The following is a 12,877-nucleotide window of genomic DNA, read 5'->3' on the forward strand; positions in this document are numbered from 1 at the left end:
CTCTTGGCGTGGGCGCGCTGGTCGGATGGCGGCCGGCAGGGGGTGCGCGAGCGGGATAAGCGTGCCGGACGGACAGCAGCCAGTACGCTGAATCCAACGGGATCGGGCCCGCAGCACAGTGTCCGGGAGGTGCTTCATGACGGCCGAGATGGTGGCCCCGGCGTGGATGCATGAGCAGATCACGGCGGAGGAGTACGAGTCCTGGTCCGAGGAGCAGTGCGCCGGTGTCGAGATCGTGGACGGAATGGTCGTCGTGAGTCCCAGTGCGTCCAAGCGGCACAACCGGCTGGCCCGGATTCTGGCGAACGCCCTGGATGCCGCCTCGGGCCCGGAGTGGAACGCCGACACGGACTTCGACGTCCGGCTTCAGGACGTCCCTCTCACCAATCGCCGCCCGGACGTCGTCGTGTACCGCGCAGACACGATCGACATCACCCCCACCCGCCCTGAGCACGTGCTGCTGGTCGCGGAGGTGGTGTCGCCAGGCTCGGAGACCACCGACCGGATCGTGAAGGTCGACCAGTACGCCAAGGCGGGCATCGGCTTCTACTGGAGGATCGAGCAGGCCGCAACAGGCGTTCCTCTCGTGTACACCTACGTTCTCGACCCCGCGACGATGACGTACCGGGACGGAGACGTGTTCACCGGCGTCCTCAAGGCAGCGGCCCCCTTCGCGGTGGAGATCGATCTCGGCCAGATCTGACCCACGCGCTGCTCAGCAGCCGGCAGCGCGTGAGCGATGCGTGAGCGGACAGCCCGATACAGGGCGGCATGAGCCGGAATCAAGTGGCTCGCCGTGCGGTTCTGACCAGGGGAAACAGCACCGCGCGGCAGCGCCAGGCACTCCCCGGCAGGATTCGATCCCACTCCTAAAGCGGGTGTCGCAGGTTCGAATCCTGCCGGGGGCACAGAGAGAAGGGCCGGCTCAGGAGGATTCACCTCCCAGGCTGGCCCTTCACCGTTTCAGGCGCCGTGCCACACGCGTGCCACTACGTCCGTGCGTAGCCCTTGTCACCGTTGTCCGGGAGGTCTCCGTCGCGGATCATCGCGCCAAGGCGGTCGGCGGCCCGATCACGGTCACTGGTCATGTGCTGATAGATCAGCGCGGCCCGCGAGCTGCTGTGACCCATCCGCGTCATCAGCTCCCGCGTGCTCTGCTTCTCTGCTTCGTGACTGCGGGTACTGCTTCCGCTGATGAATTGCCGACAGGCGACAACAGCGCGATATCCGCTGACCAAACGGCGGACATCAACGACAGACAGGTCTGGGAGGACGCCACCGATCAGCCACTCTCCGAGAAGGCGCCGTCCATGTGTGACCAGCCGTCCACGTGGTACACCATCACGTCGAAGACGGCATACCACGTTCCTTCTTGGTGGAACGGCACCAAGTACAAGGACGGTCCGGGCGGCACCATGTCCGTGTCCGTCACCAAAACTGGCACCATTTCTGCCGAATTTTCAGCCAGCGGGGAGTGGTCGGCCGGGGCAATCCTCGCGAAGGCCAAGACCACCATCAGCATCAAAATCGGTGCCAGTGTCTCTGTCGCCATCGGCCACAACTACTCCCATGACATCAGCCGGAACAAGTACGGACACCTGCAGTACGGCTCGTGGGGGTACAAGTTGAACTGGAAGCGGTACCGTTCCGCCGGTGGCAGCAGCTGTGGTGGCGTCGAGATCGCTCACGGGTCGGCGACGCTGCCCACATCCGAGACTGGCTGGAAGTACTGGGAAACCTCGTCATGACCTTTTCGAGCCCGCGGGCATGGCTCGCCGGATGCGCTGTGGCAGCGTCAGTAGTCCTGCTCGCCTCGTGCACGTCCGGCAGCGATGACGGCAAAGCCTCCAAAGATCACTCGCCGCCTGCTGCGAGTGGGGCGCAGACGGCAACAGAGCCGTCCCAGAAGAAACTCACTGAGCAGGCTCAAGCGGCCCTGCCCGCCGTCCACAGCGGGAAGATGGTCGAGGCCGGCGCGGAGCGGGTGATCGACGGCATCCACACCGAGCCGAGCCTGAACGAGGGCGGGACATACAGGCTCAACCTGGTGTGCGTCGGCAGCGGCAGCGCGCAGTTGACATTCACACCGGCGAGCACCGGCACGGAGACCAAGGTGCCGTGCGATCAGTCGGTGGTCCAGCAGCGGATCACCGTGCACAAGCCGGTACGCATTGATGTCGACGGCGCCAAGGGGTCGACCGGCGTGATCGCCTGGCGGATCGACGCCATCTGATCCGGGCATACGGGTGCCCCCAGCACGGCTGCTGGGGGCACTCAATCAGTGCAGCAGCGAAATACAGCAACCTCAACGACCGAATCCGACCAGCCCCGTCTTCGTATGGCTGAAGCGCGACCTGCATGACCCTCAACGGCTGATCTCTATAGAGCTACGGATCAGAAGGTGCACGACGCAGATAGTCGCGTGCCACCTCCGTGCCAGATGCAGGGGTCAGCCGCGGTCAACAAGGGCGACTGCCGGGCGTCGACATGCCCACTGGCTCGGCCACGGAAGTCGCAGGTCACCGGTAGGACACCCCACCCTCTCTCCTAAAGCGGGCGTTGTTGCAGGGGCGGCGACCGCAATCGATCCTGATCGAAATGTCTCCATCCCAAGGCCGATCCGCCGGCCGGAAGTAGGGTGCACCTTCACAGGGGGTGCAATGGGGTCTCTCGCGATCACGTGGACTCTGTGCAGTCACGGCTGGGCTTTCGTCAAGACGTCCTTGCGAAACGGATTCAGCACACATGCGGCCGGGAAACCCCGCGAACACGTGAGACCTATGGAGTGGAATCTTCCCAGGCCAGACACACTGCGGCCGACGTCTCCGCAGGTCACAACCCCGTCCAAAGAAAACTCCTGAAGCGCTACCGAGCGCTGAAGCGGTAGCCGTCGTCCGGCCGTGTCCCACTCGTGCCCGATCGGTCGGGGAACCGCGGGGAATCGCGGTCGCCACCGGACGAGACAACACTGAAGGCCCCCGACCGACTTGCCTGGTCAGAGGCCTTCAACATGCGTGGTGGGTGGGGGATTTGAACCCGCGGCGACTCGCGCCACGACGGTTTTCGAGATCCTTCACGGTCAGGCTGGTCGCTCTCGACCACAGGTGCAGACGCATGTCGGCAGCCGTTCAGGATGCATTACGTCAGGCTACGGGCAGAGTGTTCGTCAGAGCGACTGCAGCAGTGCTGTGTAGGCCCCTTCCGCGCTTCTGCCCTCGGCCGTTCCCTGGGGGGTGTGGGCCAGGAAGTCGGCGGTCGTACCGCTGAGCACCAGCCGTCCGGACGCCAGGATCGACACGTGGTCCGCCTCCTCGGCGAGATCGGCCACGTCGTGGGTGGACATCAGGACCCTGACGTCCTGTTTCAGGCTCGCCAGCAGGTCCCGGAAGACGCGGCGCTGGCGCGGGTCCATGCCCGCCGTCGGCTCGTCCAGGAGCAGTACGCGCGCCTCGTGCACGAGGGCACAGGCCACGCCGACCCTGCGCAGCTGGCCTCCGGAGAGCCGGTCCGTCCTCTCCCCCGCCTTCCCGCCCATCTCCACGCGGGCCAACGCCTGGGGCGCTTCGTCCCAGGCGGTGCGCCGGTTCATCCCCTTCAGCCACCCTGCGTAGGCGACGTACTCCCGCACGGTGAGGGAGGGCAGCGGCGTGATGGTCTGCGGCATCCACGCCACCGCACGGCGGTACTCCTTAGACCGCGCGGAGATGCCGTCGAGCGTCACAGTCCCCCTTCGGGGGGAGGTGACCCCGGCGGCGAGCTTCAGCAGGGTCGACTTTCCGGCACCGTTGGGCCCAAGCAGGATCGTCAGTCCGTCCGGCAGTCGGTAGCCGAAGTCCGAGAGCACGGGACGCTGACGGCGACCGTAGCCATAGCTGCAGGATTCCAGTACCACGGTCATGCGGACCTCCGAGCGAAGATGAGATGTGCGCCGATGCCGACGGCGAGCATCAGCGCGGCGCCAGCGGTGGCGTACCAGGTGTGGGCCGACTCGAGCAGCACGGTCCACGGATATGGATCGTTCGGGCGGCGCAGACCGAACATGACCACCAACAGGGGCCACACCGCCGGCATGAGCACGGCGGAGCTGCCGAAGAGGGCGCCGCACAGCAGGGTGAGTCCCACTAGGAAGGCGGTGTTGCGGCCCAGGGACTCGGCGGCACGGGAACCGGTCGCGGCTGCCACGGCAGAACCCACCGGGGACGTGAGCGCGACGACGCCGAGCGCGAGCAGAGCGTCGTACCCCCTCACCAGCCGGGTTCCCGACTCTTCCGCCGAACCGAACCGTGATCCAAGGCAGTTGAACAGAACCGCCGCCGGTACGAGCGGTACGAAGACCATGGCCTGCACCCCTTCCGAGGTGCCCAGCGAGATCGACGGCAGGTGAACCGGGCCGTCCTGGACGACGGCGGCCAGCAGGACGAACAACAGGAATCCCACTGGCAGGTGAGTATGCACCCGCCGTGCCTTGAGCCACCAGATCATGGCGCCTGCTCGCACGCGGACGCGACGGTGCGCCGGAACCAGTTCGTCTGGTCCGCAGCGTCCATGTCGAGAACCTTGCCCACCCGTGCGCGCAGCAGTTCCCGTTTTTGCGCGGTGAAGTCGGGTTCGGTGGACAGGCGCCGGAGGTAGACATCGCCCTGGCCAACCTTCATGGACACCCAGTAGTACACGAGGCGGGCGGGCTCGGTCGCGGGCGGCTCACACTCGAAGCGAACCGCCGTACGGGCGACCTGGTAGGGCGTCATACCCACCGCATGGCTCGTACCGAGCGGGAGGTGCCAGTCGGTGGTCGTGGACGGCTCTGGGTACCTCACCGCGGCGAGGGTGTCCGTCAGCGTGGCCGGGTGGGCGTCGATCCCCGCTTTCCGCAGGGTCTGCAGGGTAGCCGTCGCCTCCTCGCGCATGGCGGGGAGTTCTGCGGCATAGGCCGATGGGGTGCAGATGCGAGGGCTGTCATTCGTACAGGACATCGATCCGTGCCCCGTGCTCCGGGGCCCGATGTAGCTCCAGTCCTTGACGATGGCGTACCCGCCGCCGAAACAGGCCAGCGCCAGTGCCCCGGCGAGAGCGGCGCGCAACCACGGCCGGGGTATGCCCGACCAGAGCAGGGCCACCGCCGCGGCGGCGCCGAGACCGACGAGGAGGGGCGCCACGATGGCTGGCGCGGTGGGCAGTTCGCCGAACAACAGCCTGCCCGGGTAGAGGCTGGTGAGATGCCGGGGCCAGGGCACTGTAAGCCCTGTGGACCAGCCGAGGGCCAGGAAGTCGAGGACCGCGATCACCGGAACCGCCGCGATGTGCCGGACCGCGACTCCCCAGCCGAACCCGATCACGGCATGGGCCGCGCAGAGCAGCATGGCGAACACCACGAGGCCGGTTCCCGCCAGGTCCAGCGGGGTTCCCGTCTGGATCAGCCCGCACAGGACGGGCAGGAGCAGGACCAGCCAGGCCAGCGTGACCACAGGGATGAGGGTGTGTGCGGCGATGGTGTAGCGGGAGCGCACCACCCCCCATTGCCAGACGTCCGCGTTGCCCAGCTTGCGTGCCTCCCAGGCGCCCAACGCCGCGGCGACCGCGTAGGCCACGGGTACCAGGTTGCGCAGCACCGCGTCGACGACGGTGGGCGCGTAGTCGAGCGGGTCGAGTCGCAGGTCGGAAGTGATGTCCGTGAAGTAATAGGCAAGCACAAGCAGCAAGACGACGGGTGACGCCCACAGCGCGCTGCTGGACCGGATTCGGGCGAGCGGTTTCAAGGGGTTCCTCGTGGGGCTCGGGACGGGCTGAGGTACGGCGCTGCCCCACGGGGCAGCGCCGCGCCTCGGACCGAAGGTCAGCTGTCGGCTTTGGTGGTGTCGACGTAGACCGACGTCACGTTGAGGAGGCAGCAGCTCCCGCCCTGACCGACCTTGGAGGTTTCGAAGTAGAAGTCCGGCTCGGTGGGCAGCCCGGTCCACTCACCGTTGCTCGTGTAGGAAGCACCGTTGAAGCAGTTGGTGAAGGTCTTGGCACCGTAGTAGTCGTTGGACGACAGCGCGTCGTAGTCCCACATCTGGACGACAACCTGCTTCGTGGTGGCGTACTGAGCCGTGCACCCGGTGAACTGGATCTGGCTGTAGCTCTCGTCGGCCCAGGTGCGAGAGGTCCCGCCATCCGTCCAAGAGGTGATGTGGCTCGACCAGTTGGCCCAGGCACCCGGCGCCGCGGCGAGAACGGCGGCGGCAGCCAGGCCGGCCACGGTGGAGACACGCTTGATTGATATGCCCGACATACGGGTTCCCCAGTCCTCCATCCGGCGTCACGCTCTTCATGATCACTTCCGGGTGGAACGGCGAGAACCTACTGTTTAAATGATCTTTACGTCAACATTCGGCCACCGTGGCTTGTTCTTGGGTTCCGCTTGGTGCAGCGGAGGGGGTGCTCTCGCCGCAATCGCCATCTGCTATGCGGCGCTGACCAGCGCGGCGTCGTGCCGCTCACCCCTCGCGCAACCAAGGCCCGGCGGGAGAAGGCATCGTGGACACTGGCGAGGCAGAGCTTGCCCTCACCGGTATCGATCTCCGTCATATCGCCCCCACCCCAACACGTCCCTGGCTACGGAGTCGAACTTGCGCCGTACCAGGTCAGCGGCGACTTTCCACCTGCTGGGATGGGCCAGGGGACGGCGCCGGCAGGCGACTTGCGGCCCTGTCGGCCAAACTCGGCCAAACTCGGCCATGATCTCGGTGACGGTGTTCTCGGAGACCCGCCAGCACTCCTCCCGCAGATCCAGCGTGATCCTCGGCGAGCCGTACGTCTTGCCTGAACGGTCGAAGGAGTGTCAGACGCCATCTCCTTCGAATATGTGTCGAAGTCGGTCTCCGTCAGAGGTCGCGGCAGGCAAGCCGGCTGCTCAGGTTGTACGTCGCGCCACACGCACCATGCGCCTTCCAAGCCCGTAGTCCCTATGTGCGTGCCACAGCCGTTCCACATCGTGCGGTCAGCCACGGTCAACGACGGCTCGCCGCAGTCGAGATGCCCGGTTCACCTGGGCTGTCGTTACAGCTGGAGTGACCTGGGGAACCGCGTCGCCGACCACGTCCGCCCCTGCAAGGCAGCCTTCGGGGGTTCAGCGTCAACCCGAGGTGATGGCCCCGCAGTTCAGTACGGGCGCGGAATCCCGTGCTCGCCCAACGCAGCCTCGTACCGGGCCGGCAAAGCGTCCAGGTGCGCCAGAAGAAGGCCGGCGGAGTGCCGCGCTTCGTCCAGGTCGCCGCGCTCGCATGACTCCACCACCTCGGCAATGTCGCTGCGGAGGATGTGAAGGGAGTGGCCCTGCACCAGCACTCCGGGGAACCATCTGCCGGGCATGCGAACCACAGCGTCGTTGCCGCCATCACTGAACAGCTCTGCCTCAACGCGCTCCATGACGCCGTCCGACCTGACATCACCAGCTGACATCAACGACGGTGTACGCAGGCAGCCTTGGACGACCACACACGCTGGACCAGCACGAGCGCCAGGGCTTCACCTAGGCCGCCGGACCGAAATCCCAAAGCGGGTGTCGCAGGTTCGAATCCTGCCGGGGCACTGCCGGGGGCACAGAGAGAAGGGCCGGCTCAGGAGGATTCACCTCCCAGGCCGGCCCTTCGCCGTTTCCGACGCCGTGCCACACGCGTGCCACTACGTCCGGGTGGAGTCCTTGTCGACCTTGCCCGAGGGGTCTCCCCCGCCGTCGCGGATCATCGCGCCGAGGCGGTCGGCGACGGCCCGATCACGGTCGCCGGTCATGCACTGACAGATCAGCTCGGCCCGCGAGCTGCTGTGGCCCATCCGCGTCATCGGCTCCCGCGTGCCGGCCCCGGCCGTGGAGGCCGGCGTGTTGCCCGTATGCCTCAGGTCGTGGAAGTGCAGCTCGGCCGTGACGCCCGCCGCTTTCCTGGCCTGGACCCAGTCGTCGGCTACTGATCGCGCCCGTCGCCTACGGCCCGCCGTCGAAGAAGCCGGACTTCAGGTCCCCGATGACGGCGTCGAGTGGATGCCCACTGACGATGAACGGTCCGCTCCACGGCGCGCTGAGTGCGAAGAGCAACGCCAGGCTCAGCCCGACCACACTCGCAACGCCTACGATCAGCAGTGACGTTCGCAGGCTGCTGCGGAAGACCAGTGCGCCGGAGTTCACGATCAAGGCCAGTCCGCTGACCACAAGCGTGACGACGTAGAGCGCGGGAACGTCGCGCGAGGCGGCCGCAACGCGGGCGCGACGACTACTGGTGACACCGTCCATGGAAACCACCAGCTCCGTGCCTGTCGGGGTTCCCACCTCGGGCCGGGCCGCCTCGGCGCGCACGCTCCGCTCCAGCCGTGCGATCGCGTGAGCGGTGGCGGGGTCGTCACCGGACGCCGCTGCTGAAGCCTCCCACTCCCTGGCACGCGTGGTCCGCAAGTAGTCCAGCAGCGCCGCATGGATCGGCTCCGACTGGACTCGCGGACTTGTCGCCGCCCATGCCAGGCGGGAGGCCGCGGCCGCCTCGTCGCTCACCAACCCCTCGGCTGCGCGCAGGTAGCCGGCCTCGCTGGCCAGTGTGAGTGCCGCAAAGATCGCGAAGGCAGCGCCGAGTGTCGGCATCAGGGGCGTGGCGATCTGCGGCACCCGATCCCGTTCCTCGACCGGTACGAGCGCCCGGACGCCGACCCGCGCCACGGCCGCGACCAGTAGGGCAAGTAGGAGCCCGCCCACAACCAGCACCACCGCCGGCAGCGAGGTCAACCAGTTCACCACATCACCTACAGCGCGTTACCGCGAGCGCCCCGCGGCGGCGGCACATCGGCCCCCGCGACCTGGAGCTCCTCGTCGATCACTTTCAATGAACGCTCCATGATCACAGGTTGAAGACCTTTGACGCTCGCGACGCCCGGCACGGCATCTCTTTTCGTTGGCGAAACAGCCGAATACGCCCAGTACGAGGCTGTACTGACAACGACCGCCGCGCCCGTCTCACTTTCCGTCTCATTCAGCCTCGTTCACCGCCGTTCAGCCGAGACCGGAAGCCGATCCCAATCCGGTGGCGAGCCGCCCATGAACGCAGGTGAACGCCCCCGTACACACCCAACCAGCCCAGTTGGAAAGCGTGCACGAAGACGGACGTGTCAGTAATGGCGCTTACAGTCCGGGGCATGACCATCAGACCATCTGCACGCTGGCGGGCCCGCGTGGACGACGAGGCAAGGGAACTCGCCTCCGGGGCGCGAGACCCGAGCGACGCCTTCTTGTCTGAACTCTTCCCCGAGTCACTGCTGACGGCGACGGACAAGGCGCTACACGCGTTCGAGTCCGATGTGCAGACGCTCCAGGACCAGGCCGACGAGCAGATCTTCGAAGCGATCGAGCGGGTCGTTCAGACGCTGAATGAGATCAACGAGGTTCACGATGGCGCCGGCTACGAGACCGAAGAGCGCGAAGAGTTGTGCCTGTACGTCGATCAGACCTTGACGGAGCACGGCATCGACGTTCCGGCCCTGGCAGTGAGGCGAGGCACCAGCCGCACCGAGATCACGGATGACTGGCGAGACTGGTAGCTGCTGCTGAAGTCCGTGAGCCACTCCCGCACCACGAGCGCACCAGATCGAGCGGGGAACAACGGGGAACCACGGTGAAAGCAACCGAGCCCGACGAGACCACAGCCCAGCCGTTCGCCCAGGTCAGCGCCTCAACAGGCACTAGAACACCTCAGCTTCCCAAGCTGATTGCGCAGCATGACGAACCCCGACGGCGGCCCGTACGTGAAGGTGCACTTCCGGCTTGAGGTCGAAGACGACTGCCCCCGGCGCCGGTGGAGACTCTGTGGGCCGTCGACCAGGGAGACGGCACCGTGCGGCTCGACAAGACCCAGGGCAAGAAGAAGCAACCCCTAACGATCAAGCCCCCTACCAACGAAGACCCGCAGGTAGGGGGCTTGTCGCTGTGGACGCCGATCGGCGGTCAGGCTGCCGGTATCAGCGATCCCACGATGAGGAAGTCCCGCGATCTGACGATCAGAAGGCGACCGTGGCGCCGACCTGGTGGTACTGGCCGACGGTGTCCAGGGCCCCGTCCTTGACCGCGCCGAACTGACCCACGAGGTCCGAGCTGCTGATCGCCGTGGGGCCGGCGGCGATGCCGACCTGCGGGCTCAGGCCGCCGGAGACGGTGTCGAGCTCGGCGTCAGAGATTTCAAGGGTCTGAACCTGGGGAGCGGAGTTCATGAAGAAACTGCCCTTCGTATGGATGTTCCACAAGGGGGAGCGGCCAAGCTGGGGATAGCCGGTGGGCCGCGACCGCAGGCACGCGCCATCCGTTTCCGGACGTCTTGGCGCGATTCCGTCGGCGCGAAGGATCAAATCACGGAGGGTGCCCGGCATCCAGTCGGTCGCTGTTCCCAGCACGGCAGTTGAAACGTTCGGCTACTCATCCATGCACGCATGCACACGAATTGGGGGCAGCTTCTCTACATGTAGCCCCGCACAGGAAGCCGACAGCTATTGCCACGGCAGCTCCGACCAGGACAACTCCGTACCAACAGAACGCACCCGTGGCGCAGTTGCGCATTCGCTGTGCAGATTCAGTCACGTATGCATCCGCGCGCCCTTCAGCGCCTTGTCCACCGCGTTCCGCGGCCCGTCCACAGCCAGTCCCATCAGGTCCAGCTCCTCCGTCGGCACGGCCCGGACGGCGGCCCGGACGGCGGCCCGGACGGCCGCACGGACGGCCGCACGGACGGCGGCACGGTTGTCGCGGTCGTCGCCGGTCGCGAAGAGGTCGGAAGTGAAGACGGCACAGGGCAGGGCCAGCGCAAGGAGAGGAAATCCAAGGATCGGCGAACCGGTACAGAGGTGAGCCCCATCCGTGCACGGGGTTTGGCCCAAGGCCGGGTGCCCCCTGCTCCCCCTACCTGTACACAGCCGCGGGACCGCTGAGCAACGACGTGAGCCTCTACGCGACGACGGTCCCGCTGGCCGAGGGCAAGCAGGTCGCCTTCGCCGGTCTCCCCGACATCGAGCGGATGCACATCTTCGCCGCCGCGATCAGCCGACCGCAGGCCCTGTCCTGCTCTGCCGCGCCGGCCAGGCGCGGCAGAGCAGGGCTGACCAGCAAAGCAGAGCGCGGCGGGCCGTTCCGCCACAACTGCTCCGGCACCTCCACGACCCGGTGGTACATGCACGCGTACAAACCCCGTCGACCCGGAGTTGGAGCAGCAGTTCGATCTTTCCGCGCTCCAGCTCCGGGTCGCCGCCGGTGTTCAGCGCCCGTCACGGATGCGTGGCCAGCGGATCGAGGAACGTCAGTACGGAGGCGTCCTCCTCGATCAGCGGGGTGAGGGCGGCGTTGAACGGGGCACCGTACGGGGCGTCCAGGTGTGCCTTGAAGGCGTCCTCGTCCCGGTAGACCTCGAAGATCCAGTATCCGCGCGGGTTTGCCGCCTTGGTGTAGACGTCGAAGGTCAGGTTGCCTTCCTCTTCCCGCACCTTCAGGGCGTAGTCCCGGATCAGGCGGGCGACCTCGTCCTCCGCTCCCTCTCGGGCGGTGAACTCGGCGAGCAGGGTCTTCTTCACGGTTCCGTGTCCTTGTCAGTGAGCGAAGTCGAGGTGCCGGGCGACGGCTTCTTGTCCGGATTCACCGAGCCGATCCCTCGCATGCGGGCATGCCGGGTTACGCGTACAGGGCTCAGGATGTCTCCCTGTCCCCCGGCTGTCCGCGCAGCGGTGACTGCCGCCCCGGCGCGGACGGACCGAAGCCCCGGGCCGAGGCCGGCGTCCACGCCGCCGACCGAGGGTGTCACCGTCGGCTGTGTCATCGATGACATCGAGTGTCCGATTATGAAGCGCAATCCGGCCAGTGCGTCAACGGTTCGGACGCGATTGCTCCGGTGCGGACCGACAGACCATCAGGCGTCGCCGACGGTCGCGAACTGCGCCAACTGGGTCGGCCACGGCGGGTTGGGGCCGGCAACCGCGCAGGTCAGGGCCGCGACCTGCGCGGCGAACAGGCAGGCTGCCTCGACATCGCCGAGACGCAGGTCCGTCAGCCTGCCGCCGAGGAGTCCGTGGGTGCCGAGGTGGTGCAGCAGTCCCGCGGTGAAAGAGTCACCCGCACCGACCGTGTCGACGACCGGCGTCGCCACCGCGGGCACCTGCACCCGCTCCCCGTCGAGTGAGGCCAGGGCGCCGTCGGCACCGCGCGTGATCACGACGAGCCGCGCACCGGCGGCATGCCAGATGTCGCACGCCTGCTCGGGCGGTGTTCCGGGCAGGAGGAGTTCCAGGTCGTCCTCGCTCAGCCGCAGTACATCCGCGAGGGCGCACCAGTGCGCCAGCCGGGCGCGGTAGACCTCGGGGTGCACCAGGAGCGGGCGGACGTTGGGGTCGATGCTGATCGTGGCCCGAGGCGCGGCGGCAGCCAGGAAGTCCTCCAGCACGGCCGCTCCGGGCTCCTTGACCAGGGCCAGCGAGCCGGTGTGCACACAGGCGGTGTCGGCCAGGTCAACGCCGACCAGCTCCGCACTGGTCCACTGCCAGTCGGCGGTGGCCTGCGCATGGAAGGAGAACGCAGCCTGACCCTCGGCGTCCAGTTCGGCAACAGCCAGCGTGCTGGGCTCGGCGGCCGCGACGGCGTACGACAGGTCCACGCCGGACGCCTCGAGATGGGCCCGGAACAGGCGGCCGAACACATCGCCGGACAGGCGTGCCAGGAAGCGGGCCGGGGTACCCAGCCTGGCCAGGGCCACCGCCGTGTTCGCAGGTCCGCCACCGGGCAGCACCCGCAGGGCGAGCTCATCCGGGACGCTTGCGGGTTCGGTGAAGGCGTCCGCGACGCACTCCCCCAGGACGGCGATCTGGCGCGGGCTCATGGGCTGCTCTT

Annotated in this window: 14 protein-coding genes and 3 pseudogenes; 4 read left to right on the top strand and 13 right to left on the bottom strand. The window is 67.2% G+C overall.

Annotation, left to right across the window (positions count from 1 at the left end):
- Window positions 1–136 precede the first annotated feature (136 nt).
- Window positions 137–703, top strand: a complete 567-nt coding sequence (locus tag KVT44_RS50675; protein WP_217575392.1) for a Uma2 family endonuclease — start codon at window positions 137–139, stop codon at window positions 701–703.
- Window positions 704–989: 286 nt separating this feature from the next.
- Here the strand turns inward: KVT44_RS50675 and KVT44_RS50680 are convergent, their stop codons facing one another.
- Window positions 990–1,130, bottom strand: coding sequence for an integrase (locus tag KVT44_RS50680; protein WP_217575394.1), 141 nt, complete (start codon window positions 1,128–1,130; stop codon window positions 990–992).
- 39 nt (window positions 1,131–1,169) lie between these two features.
- Between KVT44_RS50680 and KVT44_RS50685 the strand changes: the two genes are divergently transcribed.
- Window positions 1,170–1,748, top strand: a complete 579-nt coding sequence (locus tag KVT44_RS50685; protein ID WP_308314369.1) for a hypothetical protein — start codon at window positions 1,170–1,172, stop codon at window positions 1,746–1,748.
- 212 nt (window positions 1,749–1,960) lie between these two features.
- On the top strand, window positions 1,961–2,233 hold the full coding sequence (locus KVT44_RS50690) for a hypothetical protein (RefSeq protein WP_217575396.1): 273 nt from the start codon (window positions 1,961–1,963) through the stop codon (window positions 2,231–2,233).
- A gap of 933 nt (window positions 2,234–3,166) precedes the next feature.
- Here the strand turns inward: KVT44_RS50690 and KVT44_RS50695 are convergent.
- The 8 genes and pseudogenes from KVT44_RS50695 to KVT44_RS50730 all read right to left on the bottom strand — a co-directional run bounded on the left by KVT44_RS50695 (window position 3,167) and on the right by KVT44_RS50730 (window position 8,749).
- Window positions 3,167–3,898, bottom strand: coding sequence for an ATP-binding cassette domain-containing protein (locus KVT44_RS50695; RefSeq protein WP_099922146.1), 732 nt, complete (start codon window positions 3,896–3,898; stop codon window positions 3,167–3,169).
- Window positions 3,895–4,437, bottom strand: a complete 543-nt coding sequence (locus KVT44_RS50700) for a hypothetical protein (RefSeq protein WP_308314370.1) — start codon at window positions 4,435–4,437, stop codon at window positions 3,895–3,897. The genes KVT44_RS50695 and KVT44_RS50700 overlap by 4 nt, the downstream gene beginning before the upstream one ends.
- 41 nt (window positions 4,438–4,478) lie before the next feature.
- On the bottom strand, window positions 4,479–5,690 hold the full coding sequence (locus KVT44_RS50705) for a hypothetical protein (RefSeq protein ID WP_308314371.1): 1,212 nt from the start codon (window positions 5,688–5,690) through the stop codon (window positions 4,479–4,481).
- A 143-nt stretch (window positions 5,691–5,833) separates the two neighbouring features.
- On the bottom strand, window positions 5,834–6,271 hold the full coding sequence (locus KVT44_RS50710; protein WP_229889243.1) for a hypothetical protein: 438 nt from the start codon (window positions 6,269–6,271) through the stop codon (window positions 5,834–5,836).
- Between the two features lie 273 nt (window positions 6,272–6,544).
- A pseudogene (locus tag KVT44_RS61305) lies at window positions 6,545–6,802 on the bottom strand (IS3 family transposase); the annotation flags it as partial.
- 338 nt (window positions 6,803–7,140) lie between these two features.
- On the bottom strand, window positions 7,141–7,440 hold the full coding sequence (locus KVT44_RS50720) for a hypothetical protein (RefSeq protein ID WP_254651013.1): 300 nt from the start codon (window positions 7,438–7,440) through the stop codon (window positions 7,141–7,143).
- A 222-nt stretch (window positions 7,441–7,662) separates the two neighbouring features.
- Window positions 7,663–7,938, bottom strand: a pseudogene (locus tag KVT44_RS50725) (site-specific integrase); the annotation flags it as partial.
- A gap of 22 nt (window positions 7,939–7,960) precedes the next feature.
- Window positions 7,961–8,749, bottom strand: coding sequence for a hypothetical protein (locus KVT44_RS50730; protein WP_217575400.1), 789 nt, complete (start codon window positions 8,747–8,749; stop codon window positions 7,961–7,963).
- Window positions 8,750–9,156: 407 nt separating this feature from the next.
- Here KVT44_RS50730 and KVT44_RS50735 point away from each other — a divergent pair, with 407 nt between their 5' ends.
- Complete coding sequence (locus tag KVT44_RS50735; RefSeq protein WP_217575401.1) at window positions 9,157–9,558, top strand: hypothetical protein; 402 nt, start codon at window positions 9,157–9,159, stop codon at window positions 9,556–9,558.
- A gap of 456 nt (window positions 9,559–10,014) precedes the next feature.
- On the opposite strand, the gene KVT44_RS50740 is transcribed toward KVT44_RS50735, so the two are convergent.
- From KVT44_RS50740 to KVT44_RS50755, 4 genes and pseudogenes are all read right to left on the bottom strand, one after another.
- Complete coding sequence (locus KVT44_RS50740; protein WP_217575403.1) at window positions 10,015–10,224, bottom strand: hypothetical protein; 210 nt, start codon at window positions 10,222–10,224, stop codon at window positions 10,015–10,017.
- A 360-nt stretch (window positions 10,225–10,584) separates the two neighbouring features.
- A pseudogene (locus KVT44_RS50745) lies at window positions 10,585–10,815 on the bottom strand (DUF2000 family protein); the annotation flags it as partial.
- 453 nt (window positions 10,816–11,268) lie between these two features.
- Window positions 11,269–11,571: a putative quinol monooxygenase gene (locus KVT44_RS50750; RefSeq protein WP_217575405.1), complete on the bottom strand. Its 303-nt coding sequence runs from the start codon at window positions 11,569–11,571 to the stop codon at window positions 11,269–11,271.
- A gap of 332 nt (window positions 11,572–11,903) precedes the next feature.
- Window positions 11,904–12,866 carry a carbohydrate kinase gene (locus KVT44_RS50755; protein WP_217575407.1) on the bottom strand — a complete coding sequence of 321 codons (963 nt, stop codon included), beginning with the start codon at window positions 12,864–12,866 and terminating at the stop codon, window positions 11,904–11,906.
- Between the last annotated feature and the right edge of the window lie 11 nt (window positions 12,867–12,877).

The sequence above is a fragment of the Streptomyces sp. GbtcB7 genome (assembly GCF_019091445.1).
Lineage (GTDB): Bacteria > Actinomycetota > Actinomycetes > Streptomycetales > Streptomycetaceae > Streptomyces > Streptomyces mirabilis.